17 protein-coding genes and 1 tRNA gene are annotated in these 17,720 nt (G+C 65.5%); 5 read left to right on the forward strand and 13 right to left on the reverse strand.

Annotated features, from left to right (window positions below):
* Window positions 1–40: 40 nt before the first annotated feature.
* From HLH45_RS02915 to tmk, 3 genes are all read left to right on the forward strand, one after another.
* Window positions 41–958 (forward strand): hypothetical protein, encoded by a 918-nt coding sequence (locus HLH45_RS02915; RefSeq protein ID WP_008576439.1) that lies wholly within the window; start codon window positions 41–43, stop codon window positions 956–958.
* On the forward strand, window positions 955–1,497 hold the full coding sequence (locus HLH45_RS02920) for a GTP-binding protein (RefSeq protein WP_003486615.1): 543 nt from the start codon (window positions 955–957) through the stop codon (window positions 1,495–1,497). Before HLH45_RS02915 ends, HLH45_RS02920 begins: the two co-directional genes overlap by 4 nt.
* A 468-nt stretch (window positions 1,498–1,965) precedes the next feature.
* The gene (gene tmk, locus HLH45_RS02925) at window positions 1,966–2,646 is read left to right on the forward strand and encodes a dTMP kinase (RefSeq protein WP_008576441.1); all 681 of its coding nucleotides are present in this window, start codon (window positions 1,966–1,968) and stop codon (window positions 2,644–2,646) included.
* A 302-nt stretch (window positions 2,647–2,948) separates the two neighbouring features.
* Here the strand turns inward: tmk and HLH45_RS02930 are convergent.
* The 4 genes from HLH45_RS02930 to birA form a co-directional block, all read right to left on the reverse strand.
* Window positions 2,949–3,024, reverse strand: a tRNA-Thr gene (locus HLH45_RS02930).
* 32 nt (window positions 3,025–3,056) lie between these two features.
* A complete protein-coding gene (locus HLH45_RS02935; RefSeq protein WP_074053317.1) occupies window positions 3,057–3,968 on the reverse strand; it encodes an SPOR domain-containing protein in 912 nt (303 codons plus the stop codon).
* A 9-nt stretch (window positions 3,969–3,977) separates the two neighbouring features.
* Window positions 3,978–4,706 (reverse strand): type III pantothenate kinase, encoded by a 729-nt coding sequence (locus tag HLH45_RS02940; RefSeq protein ID WP_008576444.1) that lies wholly within the window; start codon window positions 4,704–4,706, stop codon window positions 3,978–3,980.
* Window positions 4,703–5,719, reverse strand: a complete 1,017-nt coding sequence (birA, locus tag HLH45_RS02945; protein WP_171309859.1) for a bifunctional biotin--[acetyl-CoA-carboxylase] ligase/biotin operon repressor BirA — start codon at window positions 5,717–5,719, stop codon at window positions 4,703–4,705. The genes HLH45_RS02940 and birA overlap by 4 nt, the downstream gene beginning before the upstream one ends.
* Window positions 5,720–6,023: 304 nt before the next feature.
* Between birA and HLH45_RS02950 the strand changes: the two genes are divergently transcribed.
* Together HLH45_RS02950 and HLH45_RS02955 are read left to right on the forward strand one after the other, a co-directional pair.
* Complete coding sequence (locus tag HLH45_RS02950) at window positions 6,024–6,338, forward strand: hypothetical protein (protein WP_008576447.1); 315 nt, start codon at window positions 6,024–6,026, stop codon at window positions 6,336–6,338.
* Window positions 6,339–6,346: 8 nt separating this feature from the next.
* Complete coding sequence (locus HLH45_RS02955) at window positions 6,347–7,102, forward strand: M90 family metallopeptidase (RefSeq protein ID WP_029820641.1); 756 nt, start codon at window positions 6,347–6,349, stop codon at window positions 7,100–7,102.
* A 137-nt stretch (window positions 7,103–7,239) separates the two neighbouring features.
* Here the strand turns inward: HLH45_RS02955 and HLH45_RS02960 are convergent, their stop codons facing one another.
* The 9 genes from HLH45_RS02960 to katB form a co-directional block, all read right to left on the reverse strand.
* Complete coding sequence (locus HLH45_RS02960; protein WP_029820642.1) at window positions 7,240–8,424, reverse strand: DUF1501 domain-containing protein; 1,185 nt, start codon at window positions 8,422–8,424, stop codon at window positions 7,240–7,242.
* Between the two features lie 119 nt (window positions 8,425–8,543).
* Window positions 8,544–10,133, reverse strand: a complete 1,590-nt coding sequence (locus tag HLH45_RS02965; protein WP_008576454.1) for a DUF1800 domain-containing protein — start codon at window positions 10,131–10,133, stop codon at window positions 8,544–8,546.
* Window positions 10,134–10,251: 118 nt separating this feature from the next.
* Window positions 10,252–11,622: an ATP-binding protein gene (locus HLH45_RS02970; RefSeq protein WP_008576455.1), complete on the reverse strand. Its 1,371-nt coding sequence runs from the start codon at window positions 11,620–11,622 to the stop codon at window positions 10,252–10,254.
* Window positions 11,623–11,696: 74 nt separating this feature from the next.
* Window positions 11,697–12,380, reverse strand: a complete 684-nt coding sequence (locus HLH45_RS02975) for a response regulator transcription factor (protein WP_002808458.1) — start codon at window positions 12,378–12,380, stop codon at window positions 11,697–11,699.
* Window positions 12,381–12,451: 71 nt separating this feature from the next.
* Window positions 12,452–12,817 carry a hypothetical protein gene (locus tag HLH45_RS02980; protein WP_029820643.1) on the reverse strand — a complete coding sequence of 122 codons (366 nt, stop codon included), beginning with the start codon at window positions 12,815–12,817 and terminating at the stop codon, window positions 12,452–12,454.
* 274 nt (window positions 12,818–13,091) lie between these two features.
* Window positions 13,092–14,096, reverse strand: a complete 1,005-nt coding sequence (gene dusA / locus HLH45_RS02985; RefSeq protein ID WP_008576458.1) for a tRNA dihydrouridine(20/20a) synthase DusA — start codon at window positions 14,094–14,096, stop codon at window positions 13,092–13,094.
* A 460-nt stretch (window positions 14,097–14,556) separates the two neighbouring features.
* A complete protein-coding gene (locus HLH45_RS02990) occupies window positions 14,557–14,781 on the reverse strand; it encodes a hypothetical protein (protein WP_008576462.1) in 225 nt (74 codons plus the stop codon).
* A 562-nt stretch (window positions 14,782–15,343) separates the two neighbouring features.
* A complete protein-coding gene (locus HLH45_RS02995; protein ID WP_071118145.1) occupies window positions 15,344–15,943 on the reverse strand; it encodes an ankyrin repeat domain-containing protein in 600 nt (199 codons plus the stop codon).
* Window positions 15,944–16,001: 58 nt separating this feature from the next.
* A complete protein-coding gene (gene katB, locus HLH45_RS03000; protein ID WP_171309831.1) occupies window positions 16,002–17,507 on the reverse strand; it encodes a catalase KatB in 1,506 nt (501 codons plus the stop codon).
* Between the last annotated feature and the right edge of the window lie 213 nt (window positions 17,508–17,720).

The raw sequence follows: 17,720 nt of genomic DNA on the forward strand, positions 1-17,720 counted from the left end.
AGGCATCTCGTAATCCAATGCGCCGCTACGGCGCCAGCTCATGACCACACCCATCAACGCCATGCGGGTCGCCACGGCCGGCCTGGACCTGCTGCACACCACACGCCTGAAACTGGCGTGCTCGCTGCTGCTCGCCGACCGCATCGACGTGCAGTTGGGCCAATGGCCGCAGCACGCGGCCGATGTGGTGGTACTGGGCCTGGACAGCGCCGATGGCTTGGCCGCCTGGCAGGCATTGCAGGGTCAACCGGTGCGGGTGCTGGTGGTGTCGCGCACGCCCGTGGCTGGCGCTTGGATCAAGCACGGCGCCACCGTGCGCGAACTCAACGAACACATGCGCCTGCTGTTGTCCTCGCCGCACGCTACCCCGGTCGCGGAGCCGGCATTGCTGCTGCGGCACTGCCGTGGCGAATTCGGTGCCGGCGCAGCGACGCTGCAGCATGCGCAGTTGCAGGTGCGTGTGGACCCGGGCAATGGCTGCGTGCAGTTGCCCGCTGGCGTGGCGCTGGCGCAGGTCATCGCCGCGCTGGACCGCTCGGGCTGGCACGTCGTGCCCGACCTTGCCGCGACCGCGTTGCCCCAACGCATTTCCTTCGAAGCGCTGTTTTTCGCCCTGCCCGAGCATCTGCGCCAGGCGCTGCCGGCAGTGGAACCCGGCCATGCGCTGCAATTGCGCCAGTGGCCGGAATTGACTGCAGAGACCAGCTCGCCAGCCCAGTTGCTGGCCATCGCCCACCTGCATGCACGGCCCTGGCGCCCGCAGGCGCTGGCCAATGCTTGCAAGCTGCCGCTGCAAACGGTGGAATGCCTGTTCGCCGCTGCACTTGCCAGCGGCCTTGCCCAGACTGCGGAGATTCCCGTGCCTGCAACGCAGCGCCGCCCAGATGGCGGCAACACGCGGTTCTTTTCCTGGGTCGCACGTCGGTTCGGCCTTTCCCTCTTCCAGGCGCAGTCATGAGTCTTCCAGCCAACAAGCTGGTGTTCGTCGGCGGCATGGGCGCCGGCAAGACCACCGCAGTGCGCTCCATCTCCGATGTGGAGCCGGTCAGCACCGAAATGCCGCTCAGCCAGGACGCCTACGGCGACAAGACCTACACCACCGTCGCGCTGGACTACAGCTCGATCGAGCTGGAAGACGGCGAGCTGCTGCATGTCTACGGTGTGCCAGGCCAGAAATACCTGGATTTCATGTGGCCGCTGGTGTGCGACGGTGCGCTGGGTGTGATCGTGCTGACCAACGCACGCGATCCGCAGATGCTCACAGCCACGCTGGAGTTGTTGCGCGAGTTTTCGCAGATCGCACCCGAGGCCAGCCTGGCGGTGGGCATCACCATGACCGATGAAGTCGAGGATTTCCTGGTGCCGCCGTTTCGCGAGGCCTTGGTGGCCGAAGGCTTCCGCGTACCGGTCATGCGCGTGGATGCGCGCTCGGCCACCCAGATCACCTTCCTGGTGAAGTCGCTGCTGTCCTATCGCTACACCTCGGCGACCAGCTGATCGAAAGCGCGCCTGGCGCCGGCGCCGGGTACGGCCAGCAAGACAAGGAATCTGGTCACGACGGTGCCTGAGCGGGCGTCACGCGGGGGATGCCGCCTCTAGGGTGGCGGCGACGCGTCCGTCTTCCTTGAAGCCAAAAACACGACTCAGTCGCGAGACGCGTGTGCAGTGTGTCTGACTTGTTCAGTATGGCCCGCAGCCAGAAGCCAGGATATCGGGACATTTCCGACATCGCGCAGGACATACCGGCGATAAGTCTTTGGCAATATCCGCCACAGCGCACGTCAACTCATTCTGTTTCCTCCCGTCGCGCGCCGCCGGGCGCGTCACCGCAACGCTGTCGCTGCATCGTCGCGTATGCCATGTGCTCCTGCGGCTGAGTTGCCAGGCGCGTGTCGCGCAGACTGCACGCTCTTCATCGCCCTGCTGCCGGTTAGGTTCATCGCCACGATCAGCTAAAGTAGCGCGATGACAATCGAACTGAAGCCCGGCGGCTTGCTGATCGCCATCGAAGGCATCGACGGCGCCGGCAAGACCACGCTCGCCCGCCGCCTGGCCACCACCCTGGACGCGGCCGGCGCGCGTGTCGTGCTGAGCAAGGAGCCCACCAACGGCCCATGGGGCACCCAGTTGCGCCAGTCCGCCGCCACCGGCCGCCTGAGTGCAGAGGAAGAAGCCGAGCTGCTCATCCGCGACCGCCACGAACACGTGGACACTTTGATCGCGCCCGCGCTGGCACGCGGCGACATCGTCATCCTGGACCGCTACTTTCCCTCGATGGTGGCCTACCAGGGCGCGGCCGGTCTGCCGCTGGACGAACTCCTGGAGCGCAACGCCTTCGCGCCGCGCCCGGACGTGCTGCTGCTGCTCGACCTGCCCCCACCCACCGGCCTGGCCCGGATCCGCGCCCGTGGCGATGCGCCCAACCACTTCGAAACCCAGGACAACCTGGAACGCTGCCGCACGATTTTTGCCGCGCTGGACTTGCCCGGCAAACACGTGGTGGACGCCAGCGCCGATGCCGACAGCGTGCTGCGCCAGGCCCACGCCATCATCGTGGCTGCATTGGCCGACCGACTGAGCGGCGATGCACACACAGACACCGGCAAGGCCGCGCTGGAACTGCTCTCGGCCGGCCGCCCGGCCTGAGTGCTGCACCTCGCATGGCGCGATCAACATCGCGCCATGCGCGTGCCATGGTGCCAGCCACCTGAAGTGGCGACCAAACGGAGCCGGCAGCAGCCAGCTGTGTGGATCGCGCGCTCGGAACCGGAGCGCGCCGCATACGCCCGCTCACACAACGCTGAGCACGCTACCGTTCGTTGGGACAGATGGCGGCAGGCAACGCGCCATCGTGCTTGGCAACCGGTTGATGCAAAGATCCACACCGCATCGCGTGCTCCAACAGCAGCAACGTCGAGCGTGATTGCCACGCATGCGTGGATCGAAGATGGTGCCGACACCCGGATTCGAACTGGGGACCTACCGCTTACAAGGCGGTTGCTCTACCAACTGAGCTATGCCGGCGAAGGCAGGCGCGTTGCGCGCCGGTGCGCATTCTAGCGCAGCGCGGCGCAATCTAGCGAACGCTGACGGGCGGCACCGGCAGCCCCTTGCAGGGCGTTGGTGGCCGCACTGGTGCGGACATCGATCCACCACCGCGATTGCCCGTTGCCGCTGGGCACCAATTGCGCCGGGAATCCTGCGCCGACCAGGCTGGCCTGGCGCCGCTCGGCGCGCTCGCGGCTCTGGTACTGGCCCAGCGCCACGGTGTTGTCCTCGCCCTGCGCGATCACGTAGTAGTCGCCTATCCCGGCCGCGGCAATGCGCTTGACCAGGGCCTGCGCGGCCGCGCGATCGCCCACGTTGGGCAACATCACCCGAAACGTGCTGATGCCGGCGTCCTTGTCCTCGCGCACGCTGGCGCGGCTGGCCTGCCCACGCACGCGCGCCAGCGCGGCCTCGGCATCGGCGCGTGCCGCAAAAGGTCCCAGGCTGGCGCAGCGCTCCGCGGCAGGCGGGGATGGGGCGGGCGATGGTTGTGCCGCCGTCGCGGCGACGCCTTTGGCCGGTTTCGCCGCGGCATTCGCCGCTGCCGACGTCTCAGCTGCACCGCGCGGCGCTTGCGCTGCGGCAGTGGTGGCCGATGTCGGCGCTGCAGACGTTGGCGCGGCGGGACCGGCAACTGCCGGCGTGGTCGGCGTGGGTACCGATGCAGGCCCGGATGCTGTCGATGGCGATGGCGCCGGTGCTGTCGACGCACTCTCTGCCGCAGACCCCGACCCCGTGCGCGCTGCAGCCGGCAGCCCAGGCCCGCCAGCACCGGTCACCGTCGGCAGTAGTTCCAGCCGCGCCACACCGGTCGGCTGCAGCGGCGCCGGCGGTGGTGCCGGTGGCGGCTGCAAGGCCCACCACAACGCCACCCCGGCATTGAGGACGATCAAGACGACGATGAGCGCGCGGACATACATGCGCCGATTCTACGGGGACGCCGCAGCGGTCGCCCACGTCGCCAGACCGTCCAGCACCAGGGCCGCGCGGAACGAGGCATCGGGCAGCAGCGGCAGCAACGGCGGCGCGCCACCGCCATGCACCAGCAGCCGCACCGGAACGCCCAGGTTGCGTTGGGCGTGCTGCAGGCTGCGCTCGATCAGCGCCACCGCCGCGCCATCGCAGCCGGAGGTCAAGGCATCGTCGGTGTCGATGGCCAGCTCGACGTAATCGCCGCCGCTGGCCGGCAGTTGCACCGCGCGCGCATGCAGCGCTTCGCGCATGGTGGTCGGCGAGGCGGCGATGCGGCCGCCGTGATGCAGGCCATCGGCGCCGAGCACGTCGATGGTCAGTGCGGTGCCCACGCCGGCCACCAGCACCGGCGCATCGCCCCGCGCACCCAGCAACGCCAGAAAGCGGTCCACGCCGAAGCGGCTCGGGTCGGCATAAGCAATCCGGACGCCGGCGCATTCGGCGGTGGTCCGCACGATGCGCACCTGCGTAAAGCGCTCCTGCAGGCAGGCGATCATGCGTTGCGTCAATGCCGGCGCGGCCACGCTGGCAACATACGCAATACGCCCGGACGGCAGCGCCGCCAGCGCCGCCGCGTCCATCGCCTCGGCGCCATGCGCCCACGCCTGCACCTGGCCGGCACGGTTGCCGTGCAGTGGCGCGTACTTGAAGCGCGAATTTCCCAGGTCGAACAACCACTCGCTCATGCAGGTCTCACGCTCACTTCTCCGGAGTGGAACAGGCGCACTGTCTCGCCCAGTTGCACCCGCAACGCGCCGTCGGCCGCCAGGCCGAGCGCGACGCCACGATGGTGGGTGCCGGCTTCCTCGACTTGCACCGTACGCCCGTGCAAGACATCCAGGTCTGCATAACGCCCCAGGAACGGCGCCAGCCCCTGCGCCTCGAACAGGTCCAGTGCCGGCAGCAACCCGGACAGCACCGCTGCCGTCACCTGGTCGCGCGACACCGGGCCGCCGGCCAGGGTATCCAGGTCGATCCAGGGCTGGTCGATGCTGGCCGCTGCGGTCGCAGGCATGTGCACGTTCAAGCCCAGCCCGATCACTGCACGCGCGTTGCCGGCCATCTCGCCGCCGCCTTCGATCAACAGGCCGCCCAGCTTGCGCTGCCGCGCCAGCAGATCGTTGGGCCACTTCAGCCCGACATCGGCAAACCCGCAACCACGCAAAGCTTCGGCCACTGCGACCCCCACGGCCAAGCTCAGGCCTGCGAGTTGGCCCAGCCCGCCATTGAAACGGCGCGACGCCGACAGATAAATGTGCGCGCCCAGCGGCGAGGTCCATTGACGCCCGCGCCGGCCACGGCCGCCGGTCTGACGCTCGGCCAGCAGCACCGCCACGCCCTGTTCGGGCGCCGGCTGCGCCAGCAAGGTGGTGTTGGTGGATTCCAGCGTCCAGGCCACATCCAGCGCCGCCAGCCCAGCTGCCGCACCGGGGGCCATGCCGGCGCGAATACGCGCCGCGTCCAGCAGATCCAAGGGCGTGGCCAAGCGATAGCCGTCACCGGCCCGTCCTTCGATGTCGACGCCGGCCGCACGCAGATTCTGGATGCGCTTCCACACCGCCGCGCGGGTCAGCCCGGCATCGCGCGCCAACGCATCGCCGGACAACCGGCCACCGGCGAGTTTGACCAGCAACGCACGGTCATCCACGGCTGCGGCGGGCGATGCGGCGTGACGTGGCGACGGCGCGGGCTGCAGCACCCGGAAGAAATGCCTGCGCGACGCGGCCGGCGCGCCGCCGAGGCAACGCGTGTGATGCAGCATCGACGCGCCAGACCAAGCGTGCGGTGGGCTCGGTGACCGGCCGCACCGGGCGTGCGCCCTGCGGCTGACCGGCGCGCGCGCCCGACCAATCTCCCGCAGCGCCGGCGCCGCACTGCCGGCCGCCGGCGCCTTTCATCTCACAGTGCATTGCGCGCAAAGTCCCCGAATCCATCCGCCAAAGTATGCGCCAAGCCCTCCCGGGCGCCCAGCGCGGCTTGCGTGAGGGAGTGAAAAGCGCGTTATGATCGGCGACTCACGCCGCTTGCCCTGGATGTGGACGATGCGCCGAATCACGGTTTGCCTGCTCCTGTTGTTGGCTCCGCTTGCCGCCCTGGCATCGGACCAGCTGATCGACGGCGATCATGACAGCTGCATCAGCACCAACTCGGCCGCGCGCGGCAGGACACCGGCGCCCGAAGCCGCACCGGCACGCAACAGCCCGCACAAGGCCACGCCGTCCACCGGCGGCGGCGGTGGCAGCGATGGCGATTCGTTGTTCCCGCGCATGCGCACGATGCCGCGCTGGCACAGTTTCCTGCCGGGCATGTTCCGCTGATCCAGTGGTTGATGCGCTGGCTGCGCCGGCCGCCTCCAGACATTGCTGATGCGCTGTGGCAGCGGCTGTGCGGCAGTTGCGCCTGGGTCGCCGCGCTCGATCCACTCCGCCAGCAACGCCTGCGCGCATTGACCGCGCAGTTCCTGCAGCAAAAGACCATTTCGCCTGTCGACGGGCTGCAGCTGCAACCGAACGATCAACTCGTGCTGGCCGCGACCTGCTGCCTGCCGCTGCTGGAAATCGGCGCCGCCGGTTGGCGCGGCTGGTCGCAGCTGATCGTGTACCCGGATGCGTTTCGCGTGCAGCGCACCCACATGGATGCGGCCGGGGTGATGCATGCCTGGGACGACACCCTGATCGGCGAAGCCTGGGAGCAAGGTCCGTTGATCGTCAGCTGGGCCGATGTGCAAGCCGACCTGGACGACCCGCAGGCAGGCTTCAACGTGATCGTGCATGAGATGGCGCACAAGCTCGATGCACTGGATGGCGCGCTCGACGGCACACCGCCCCTGCCGCGCGATGCGCAACGCGCCTGGGCGCGCGATTTCCAGCATGCCTACGATCTGTTTTGCCAACGCGTCGATGCGGGTCAGGACACCGAGATCGATCCGTATGCCGCCGAAGCCCCGGAGGAATTCTTCGCAGTGGTCAGCGAATATCATTTCTCCGCACCGCGCGTGCTTTTGCGCACGATGCCGCAGGTCGCCTTGCACCTGGAACGGTTTTACGGGCGCTCACCGTTTGCAGATTCAATGCAACGTTGATGTGCCGCGTCGCGGAGCGGCGTGCGGTATCGCACTTGGCAGGAGCAACCTGCAGCCGTCGCCCGAAGCAGACGCCGCGGGATCGACACAAGCCGGCTGTCGATACCACGCACGGTGCGATCGCTCGCCATGCACACTCACACCAATCCAAGATCGCGTGGCTTGGCACCTGGGAATACCCGTTCCAACTGCGCTGGCGACAGCCCCCACAGACGGCCGAGCATTCCGCCGAACAGGCTGCGGTAGTTGTTGAGCACCGGGTAATCGCGGTTTTGCAGCAGCTGCGCCTGTTCGACCGCCACCTGCTCGCCAGCGATGCGGCCGCCGCGCACGCCACCGCCCAGCACCCAGTACGTTGTGCCATGGCCATGATCGGTGCCCTTGCTGCCATTCTCGCGGAAGGTGCGGCCGAATTCGGAGATGACCACCACCACGGTATCGTTCCAGGCCGGGCCCAACGCATCGGCATAGGCAGCCAGCCCTTCGCCGAGATTGCGCAGGTTGTTGGCCAGGCCACCTTCCACACTGCCCTGGTTGGCATGCGTGTCCCAGCCACCGACATCGACGAACCCCAGGCGATAGCGCTCGCGCATCAAGGTCGCCATGCGCCGGGTTTCATCGGCAAACGTGCGTGCACTGGCGGCGCCACGACCGGCTTGCTCCATCTCTTCGCGCAACTGCGCGGTGACCTGCTGACGCAATGCAAGACCATCGCGCGCAGCGGCGGCCAGCGGCGTGCTGTCGTACATCTGCGACAGGATCTGCGCCTGCCGTGCATCCAGCCCGCCTTTGCCGATACTCCGCAACGACACGTTGGGTAAATCGCCACCGCCCTGGAACGTCAGCGGCAACGAATCGGTGAACGCGATGGCCGGCACGCCACTGAGCACGCCAGACAGGCGCGCCATGAACCCGGAGCGGTAATCGCGGTGCTTGCCGGCCTGGCCGGATTCGATATCGTCCTGGGTTTCGAAGTGGCTGCGCGATAGATCGTCGGTGCCGGCAAACGGCACGAAGGCCACTTGCTTGCGTTCCCACAGTGGCAGCAGCGTCTGGCCTACCACCGGGTTGAGACCCCACTGCGCATCCAGCGCCAGGGCACTGTTTGGATTGGCGGCATCTGGCCGCGCAATCGCCAGGCTCGGCCGCGACTGGTAATAAAAATCGCTGCCATGCGGCACCAGCAGATTATTGCTGTCGTAGCCGCCACGTAAAAACACCACCAGCATGCGTGCGCTATCGCGTGGCGCAGCGAACAGACGGCCGGCCCACGGCATGCTTGCAGCGGCGGCAGAGGCAAGCAGAAATTGACGTCGTTGCATGGTGTACTCCCGCGGCATTGAGCGCCTGGCATTCGTTGGATCGCTGGATCGGTTGTTGTTGCATCTGCGAACGTGACGCGTGGGCCTTGAATCGCCAGATCCGACTCGGCGCCATGGCCTTAGCGATAATTGAAGTCTGGCGACGACAGCAAGAACCCATTCCATTCGGCAGGCGAGCGCGCCTGCTCCAGCGCCTGCCGTGTGGCGGCCGACAGCGATGGCGCCAACCAGCGGTACGACGGGCGCGTATCGATCTGCACCGGCGCAGGAATCGGCGTCTGGTCGTCGCCCTCCAGACGAAACAACTGCTTCGGTGCGCCGCCGATCGAACGCGCCACCTCGAACCTGCGTGCCAGCTGCCCGGAACTGGTCCAGGCCTGCGACTGCAGCGACCAACCATCGGGCGTGATGCGACCAAACAACGGCTCACCCAGCTGCTGCACCCAACTGGCCATTGGCGCGGCATTGATCACCGGTTGACCCTCGTACGCCACCCGCATCGCCGACACCACGAACCGGTTCGGGTCCTTGAACTTGCGCGGTTGCGCCTGCGCAAACTCCGGCGACGCCAGCATGGTCTGCATGACCTTGGCGATATCGCCATCGCTGTGCTGGAAGGTATTGGCCATGCGCGTCACCAGCGCCGCAGGCGGGGCGTCGCTGACGAAGTACTCGGCCAGACGCTGCGAAATGAAATGCGCACAGGCCGGCTGGCGCACCAACACCTGCACGGCGTGTTCGATCTCATCCAGCCCACCGCCGGCAATGCGCTGGCCAAGCAGCATCTTGTCGCCGGGTTGGTGACGCGCCGGATTGAATTCGAACAGACCCTTGCGCACGACCTGCGCCTGCCCTGGCGCTGCAGGCGGCAACGGCGGCGCGCCATTGGCCTTGATCGGCACCAGGCCCGCGCCGGTGAGGATCAGCGCCAGTTGCTGCACATCCTGCTGGCCGTAGCCGCCGTGCACGCCCAGCGTATGCAGTTCCATCAACTCGCGTGCGTAGTTTTCGTTGACCTTGCCCTTGGCGTTCTTGGCGTTGTCCAGGTATTCCAGCATCGCCGGGCTTTCCAGCGTGGCCATCACCAGGTCGGCGAACTTGCCGGTGGCATTGGGGCGGATCGCGTTTTCCATGTAGTCGGCCGCCATCCACTTCACCCGGGCCTTGTCGGCATACACGCTGAAATGATTGAGCCAGAACCACACCAGTTGCTCGCGCAGTTGATCCGGCGCGTACACCGCGCGCAACAGTTGCGCCTGCCGCGCCTGCACCAGCATCTGACCACCGCGCGCCTGCCACTCCTTGCGCAAGGCAACCTTCTCATCGCCATCGGGCATGGATTGCAGGCGGACCTTGTCGGCTTCGTACTGGGTCAGTAACGCCACCAGCGGGGTATGCAATGCGTCGAAGCGCTGCAGCTGCGCGCCTACCGGCGCGGGCAACGCAGCGTCGTCGCTGGGCTGCAACAACAACGCACCATAGCGCTTGGGGCCCAGCCGTGTCAGCTGCGTCGCGCTGCTGGCATCAACCCCATAGGTGGCCCGCTGCAGCCAGCGCATCTGCGATGGGGTCAGCGGCGTTTCGGCAGCCGTGCAGGTGAGCGCGTACAGGCTGCCGATCAACAGCGGCAGCACACGCCATCCTCGCGTGCGCCGCACGTGCGCGACGCGCGCATCCACGCCTACGGCCTGGCCAACTTGCTCGAACATGCAGCCCCTCCATCGCAACGGCTTGCCCGCCCAGTATGGGTAAGCCAACGCGTGAGGCGTTAAACGGTTGTCGGAACGCCAGCGCACATTGGCCACGGGTTCATCGGCCCTGCGGCGGTCACAATCCCGGCGGCAGGGTCACATCGAAGCGGGCACCGCCCAGTTCCTGCGAGCGCACCACCTGCAGCTCGCCGCGATAGCCCTTGATCAGGTCCTGCACGATCGACATGCCGATGCCATGCCCTTGCACACGCTCGTCGCCACGCACACCGCGCTGCAGAATCTTGGCCACGTCTTCCGGCGCGATGCCGGGGCCATCGTCTTCCACCGACAGAATCAGCCCGGCACGACGGCTACCGGTGGTGGGTCCCGGTTTTGCGGTCAGCAGCACCCGGCTGCGCGCCCACTTGAAGCCGTTTTCCAGCAAATTTCCAAGCAGTTCCTGCAAATCGCCCGGCTCGCCGTGAAACCGTGCTTCGGGCGAAATATCGAATTCGCACAACACGCCTTTGACCGAATACACCTTCTCGAGGCCACGCACGATTTCTTCGGCGGTCGGTTCGATGGGCAATGGTGCCGCGAACAATTTGTGCCCGCTGGACGCCGCACGCGCCAGCTGGTACGACACCAAATCGTTCATGCGGCGCAGCTGCACATCCATCTCTTCGTGCAGGTCGCGCTCGGACGCCCCGCTATCGAGTTGTGTGCGCAAGACGGCGATGGGCGTCTTGAGGCTATGCGCAAGATCGGCCAGCGTGTTGCGCTGACGTTCCAGGTTGTCGCGTTCGCTTTCGATGAAGGCATTGATGCTGTCGGTCAGCGGCTCCAGTTCGCGTGGATGCTGCTCGCTCATGCGCTGGATCTCGCCGCGCTGCACCTTGGTCAACTCGTTGATGACCCGCCGCAGCGGACGCAGGCTCCATTGCAGAATGAAGGCTTGCAGTACCAGCAACACCACACCGGCGCTGCCAAGGTAGAACCACACTGCACCGCGGAACACGCGCAGCTGCGCACCCATCGAGCGCGCGTCCTCCATCACGTAGATGGTGTACGGAATCTCGCCGCCGTGCTCGCGTTCGACATAGCTCACGCCCAGCCCGTAGCGATACAGCTGGCCCAGGCTGCCGTCGATCTGGGTCATTTCCAGCGGGCCGATGAATTCTTCCTGGCGCGGCTCGAGCATGCGGCCGTGCGGAATGTTCGGGCCTTCTGCCGACATCGAGGTCCAGCTTTCGTCCGGGCGTACAACTTCAACATAGAGCCCGCCGCCAGGCACATCGAAGCGCGGGTCGGGCGGTTGCCCGCCGATGTACAGCGACCCGTCGCGCACGAAATCGATATTGGCCGCATACGCGGAGGCGTAGTTCTTCAGCCGCTCACGCAGGTTCTTTTCGGCGGTGTCGGCAAACGCCACGTCCAGCGCGTAACCCGCCAGCGCCAGGAAGGCCACCAGGCTGAGGCTGGCGGCCAGCAGCTGGCGGGCCTGCAATGAGCGCGGCCGCCAGCGTCTATACCACTTGGAGCGGCCCGGCACTTGGTCTTCCTGCTCGCTGACGCGCTGACTCAGCCTTCGGTACGCGGAATGGCGAAGCGATAACCGCGGCCACGCACGGTTTCGATCGGCTTGAGTTCGCCATCGGGGTCGAGCTTCTTGCGCAGGCGACCGATGAATACTTCCAGCACGTTCGAATCACGGTCGAAGTCCTGCTGGTAGATGTGCTCGGTGAGATCGGCCTTGGAGACCAGTTCGCCGGCATGCATCATCAGGTACTCGAGCACCTTGTACTCGTAGCTGGTCAGATCGACGTTGGCGCCGTTGACGCTCACCGTCTGTGCCGCCAGGTCCAGCGCGACCGGGCCACATTCCAGCGTGGGCTTGCTCCAGCCAGCAGCACGCCGCAGCAGCGCGTTGACGCGCGCCAGCAACTCTTCGACATGGAACGGCTTGACCAGATAATCGTCGGCACCCTGCTTGAGGCCTTCGACCTTGTCCTGCCAGCTCGAGCGCGCGGTCAGGATCAGCACCGGAAACTTCTTGCCTTCATCGCGCAGGGCCTTGATCAGCTCCATCCCTGACATCTTGGGCAAGCCAAGATCGATGATGCCGACGTCGAATGGCACCTCGCGGCCCATGTAGAGACCTTCTTCGCCGTCCTGTGCAGCGTCGACCGCAAAGCCTTCGCGCTTCAGACGCGCCGCAAGGGTTTCGCGCAGCGGAGCTTCGTCTTCGACCAAAAGGATACGCATGCACTCTCCCTAGTTACGTTGTCGGCCAGCGGCCGGGGAATTTATAAGACTGAACGCAGAACTATCTACGTTCAGTGGTTATCGTCGCGTGGTGGCGCGTCGGGCGGCGGCAAGTTACGCGCAGGCGCAGCCTGCGTCTGCTCCGGCTCATACACGGTGTGCACGCGCCCATCTTTCATGTACTTGACCCGATTGAGATTGCCGCCATCGAACGGCACACGCTCGGCACCCAGGATCTGTCCACCGGTAGACCGCTGCACATGCCGAATGGTGTCCGACAGCGTGCGGCTATTGCCGCGTGCCGAGGGCGGCATCGCCTCGCGTCCGCTCTGCACCATCGGATAGCCCTGGCCCCAGGCCGACGGCGCGGCCATGGCAACCCAGAGGGCAACCAGAGCGACTTGGCGAGCGCGGCAGTGCATTTGGGTCACAAACAAATCCTAGCGGGTTGTTCAGAAACATTCAAAATTCGTGAAATCGACCACGCATACCTGAGGGTCGAGCGTCGGAATCGAGCCAAATTCTTGATTTTTCGGGGTGAATCCGATCTGAACTTTTTAGCTTCACGTTAACGGCATTCAGTGAAATGAATGCCGATCAGAGTGGCCGACACGGCGAGCACGCGGTATTACGGACGCGCCTGCTGCGGCAGCCACCGAAACGCTCGGAGATCCAGGCAGCCCGTTCAGGAATGCTAGCGGTGGGCCAACGTCAGGCAACCACGCGCCAGGACCGCGTATCGGTGCGCTCCAGGGCCTGCTCGACCAGTTCCCAACCGGCGCCCGGGCGATGGGCGCCCTCGCTCAGGACCTGCCGGAACGCCCTGCCTCCAGGCTGACCATGAAACAGACCGAGGACGTGCCGGGTCATGTGTTTCAAGGCCAGACCCTGTGCCAGCTGGGATTCCACGTACGGCTGATAGGCGCGCAGCAAGGACTCGCGCGATTGCTCGGGCCGCTGGTTCAAGGCTGCATCCAGACAATGCAGGACGTACGGGTCATGGTAGGCGGCGCGGCCGAGCATGACGCCGTCGGCGTGCTGCAGATGCGCCATGGCCGTGTCCACGGCCACGATGCCACCGTTGAGCACGACCGGCAGACCGGGCCGCTCCTGCTTGAGCCGGTAAGCCCAGTCGTACCGCAGCGGCGGCACTTCGCGGTTTTCCTTCGGCGACAAGCCCTTGAGCCAGGCGTTCCGGGCATGCACCACCACCATGGCCGCGCCGGCTGCGACCACCTGGTCGACAAAGCGGGCAAACAGCGTGTAGTCGTCATCGTCGTCCACGCCCAGGCGGCACTTGACGGTGATCGGCACGTGGGTGGCCGCGCACATGGCCGCGACGCACTCGGCCACCAGCGCCGGCTCGCGCATCAGGCAGGCGCCGAAACGCCCGGCCTGCACACGGTCGGAGGGGCAACCGCAGTTGAGATTGATCTCATCAAAGCCCCACTCCTGCGCAATCGCCGCCGCCTGCGCGAGCAAGGCGGGATCGCTGCCGCCCAGCTGCAGCGCCAGCGGATGTTCCACCGCATCGAAGCCGATCAAGCGGGCGCGATCGCCGTGGATCACCGCGTTGGCGTGCACCATCTCGGTGTACAGGCGCGCGGACGGCGCCAACAGGCGGTGGAAGACCCGGCAATGGCGGTCGGTCCAATCCATCATCGGAGCGACGGACAGGCGCAGGGAGGCGGCGTAGCGATCGGCGGAAGCGGTCATCGACGAAGTGGCCGCAGCGAGCAGCCATTAGAATGCGAAGCAGGATCAACAGCTTACACGGGCGTCGATGAATCTGCGGCGGTGCGGAGTGGGCGGCTGGAGCGGCTGCTTTGGGACTTAGCTGCAGGATCGCCTACTCGTTGCGCCACGGGATCGCCCCCTATCAGCTGGCCGGCGACGAGCATGACGCGCGATTGCGAGTGGCGCTGGTGACGCGCTTGGGCGGCCAGCACCACGGGTGCGTTTTACTGTCGGAAACGGCAACAGCGCCGAAGATCGCGTTGACGCTGTTTTAGTTTCCCTCGCTCGCCAAGTGCGGGCGGTAACGGAGGCAGCGCTGCAGGATGCGCGGTGCCTGTCTGCGTTCGCCTCTGCGGCGAACGCCTTGCATCGTCAGTGACGAGCGGAGCTTTCCAGGTCCGGTGCCGCGGTGACCGCTGCGCCCGGACGAACCCGGAACTTACGGGTTACGGACACCGACACGCTCTTCGGCGCTCAGCGGCTTGCCCAGTGCATGGTAGGAGGCAACCAGCGTGATCAGGGCAGTGCCCATGACCGTGTAGAAGCTCCACGACTTGGCCAGCACATGCACCTGGCCGAACACCAGCGCAACCACGGCAGCGGCAGTGCACAGCACCATGGCCAGCAGCGACATCAGGAAGGGAATGGAGGGATCGAGCTTCATGGTCCGGGGGTTCCAAGGTGCGATGCGATAGCTGCAGCATCGGCGTTCCCGGCGCTTTCTTGAACTGTTTTCTGCGATTTTTTCCAGGCGATTTAAAGCAAGTCAGCAAGTACTCAGTTTTCTGTCAAAGCCTTGGCGCACAAGGGTTTTCGCGTCAGAAAAATCCTGACGCAATGGCGAAGATTTCACCGCCACTGTCAGAGATCCAGCGCGGCCGTGGCGGAAAACCGACGGCGCTGCAAGGTGCAGTTTGGGGGTACCAGACAGCGGTTCTGAGTGCTGCAATGGATGCGGCGATCCCGATCGACGCCGTCGACATGGCAGGTGCAGCAAGAGCTGGAGGATATGCAGCGACCGGGGGGCGCGGCGTGCACCCACAAGCGTGGCGTCTTCGCGAGAGCCGGGGCGTTGCGACAAGAGCGCGTGTGACTACAACCTGCTGCACGGCCGTTGGCCACGAGCAGCCGCCCGTTGCTTCTAGTGAGTGAAGCGCAACCACGGACGCATCGCGGCCGATGCGGCACGCTGTCAGGGGCGCGCCTGGCAGGCAAGACTGGCGCGCTCAGCGCGCCGGCACGGTGGCAAATTCGCCGCGTTGTAGCTTGGTCACATCGTTGCCCTGCCCGTCCTTGAGGCTGAGATCCGCGCCCTTGGCGGCGAGGTCCTTTAGCACGTCGGTGCGCTGGAACAACGCGGCATACATCGCAGCGGTCTGGCCGGCGTTGTTGCGCTGGTCCGGCGCGCAATCGGCCTGCATCAGGCGCTTGGCGATGCCCAGCTCGCCCTTGAAGATGGCGCCCATCAGTGCGGTGTTGCCGCGCTTGTCCTGCGCACAGGGATCGGCGCCGGCGCTCAGCAATTGCTCCACCGCCGGCCGCTGGCCGTGGTATGCGGCCAGGATCAGGGCCGTATAGCCCTTCTCGTCACGGGTATTGAGGTCGTAATGCGAACGGATGAATTCGGCCAGCATCTCCTGGCGGCCCTCACGCGCGGCGTCGAAGAAATACTCGCGCAGTTGCAGCTTGATCTGCTCAGGCGTGGCAGTGGCAGTGGCAGTTGCGCTGGCAGCGGATGCAGATGCAGATGCAGATGCAGATGCAGGCGACGCAGCGTTGGCAATCGCAGACACGCTGCCAAGCATCAGAAACAACAGGGTGCGCATAGGGATCTCCCGAAATCAAGACGACACCGCGGCGCAGGCCGCGATGTCGTCGGGCGGATCAGTCCTGCAGGCGGGAGGCCAGCTGCTTGACCCGCGCCAAATCGCCCTTGGCCACGCGGGTGACGCCGGTACCGTACTCGGGGTCGGCCTTGTACAGGAACGACAGCATCAGGTGCTTGCTTTCGGTGTCGGTGGTGGCCAACGACTCGCCGAAGCTCTGCACCAGATCGGCACGGTCCTTCTTGCTGTAGGAGCGATACAACTCGCCGGCCTGCTTGAAGTTCTGCTCGCGGGTGATCTTGGCCTGCTGGGTGGTGCCCGACAGCGGCAGCTCGCTGTAGCGCGCAGCGGTGTCCTGCGGACGCGGCTCCAGGCGGCTCGGCTCGTAGTTCACGCCACTGGTGGTCTGGCCGATGTTGCCCTGCCCATCCTGATTGCCGTTGTTGACCGCTACACGCGGGCGATTGACCGGCAGGCTCAGCCCATTGGCACCGATGCGATACAGCTGGGTGTCGGCGTAGGAAAAGATACGGCCCTGCAACAGGCGGTCTTCCGAAGGTTCGATACCCGGCACCAGATTGGCCGGCGCCATGGCCACCTGCTCGGTTTCCTGGAAGAAATTATCGACGTTCTTGTTCAACACCATCTGGCCGACCTTCTGCTCCGGCACGTCCGGCCAGATCTTGGTGGCGTCAAGCGGGTCGAAATCGAACTTGGCCAGGTCTTCCGGCTTGAGCACCTGCACGTACAAATCCCATTTCGGGTAATCACCCTTCTTGATCGCAGCGACCAGATCGTTGGTCAGGTGGCTGTAGTCCTTGGCCTGCACCGCGGCGACCTGCTTGGGATCGAGGTTCTTGATGCCCTGCAGCGTCTTCCAATGGAACTTGACGTAGTGCACTTCACCCTGCGCGTTGACCAGCTTGTAGGCGTGTACGCCATTGCCGTCCATGAAGCGATAGCCGGCCGGAGTGCCCTCGTTGGAGTACAGCAGGGTCAGCGTGCGCGTGGCTTCTGGCACGTGCGAGAAGAAATCGAAGCGACGCGAATCGTCATCCAGATTGGTGCGCGGGTCCGGCTTGAACGCGTGCACCATGTCGGGGAACTTGATCGCATCGCGAATGAAGAAGGTGGGGAAGTTGTTGCCGACCAGATCCCAATTGCCTTCGCTGGTATAGAACTTGGTAGCGAAACCATGCGGGTCGCGCAGCGTCTCCGGCGAATGGTTGCCATGGACTACCGAAGAAAAGCGCACGAACACCGGAGTTTTTTCGCCGGCGCTGAAGACCTTGGCCTTGGTCAGGCTGGAGAGATCGGCAGTGGCGGTGAACTCGCCTTTGACGCCAGTGCCGCGCGCATGCACCACGCGCTCGGGAATGCGTTCGCGATCGAAACGCTGCAGCTTCTGAATCAGCTGCACGTCCTGCAGCAGCGTCGGGCCGGTGGCACCGGCTGTCTGCGAATTCTGGTTATCGCCGACCTTGGCGCCATTGTCGCGGGTCAGAACGGATTGGGCGAAGACCGGCGGAGCGATCAACGTCGGGGCTAGCAGGGCTAGCACCATGAGGTGTCCAGGGCGCATGGCGTCAGCTCGTTTGAGGAGGCTGAATCATCGCTAGCAGGCCGGAGCGTGAGAAGTCGTTAGTTATGATCGCTTCGATAGGGGAAGATGATGATGACTGCGTTGCGTGATATGCATCGCCAAACTCGCGAGCGGTACATAGCAAATAACCGCATTATCGAACGCTACGTGCGTCATTGCGTTTTTTTGCGCGAC

Origin of the sequence: Xanthomonas euvesicatoria (assembly GCF_013112235.1) — a bacterium.
Taxonomy (GTDB): Bacteria; Pseudomonadota; Gammaproteobacteria; order Xanthomonadales; family Xanthomonadaceae; genus Xanthomonas; species Xanthomonas euvesicatoria.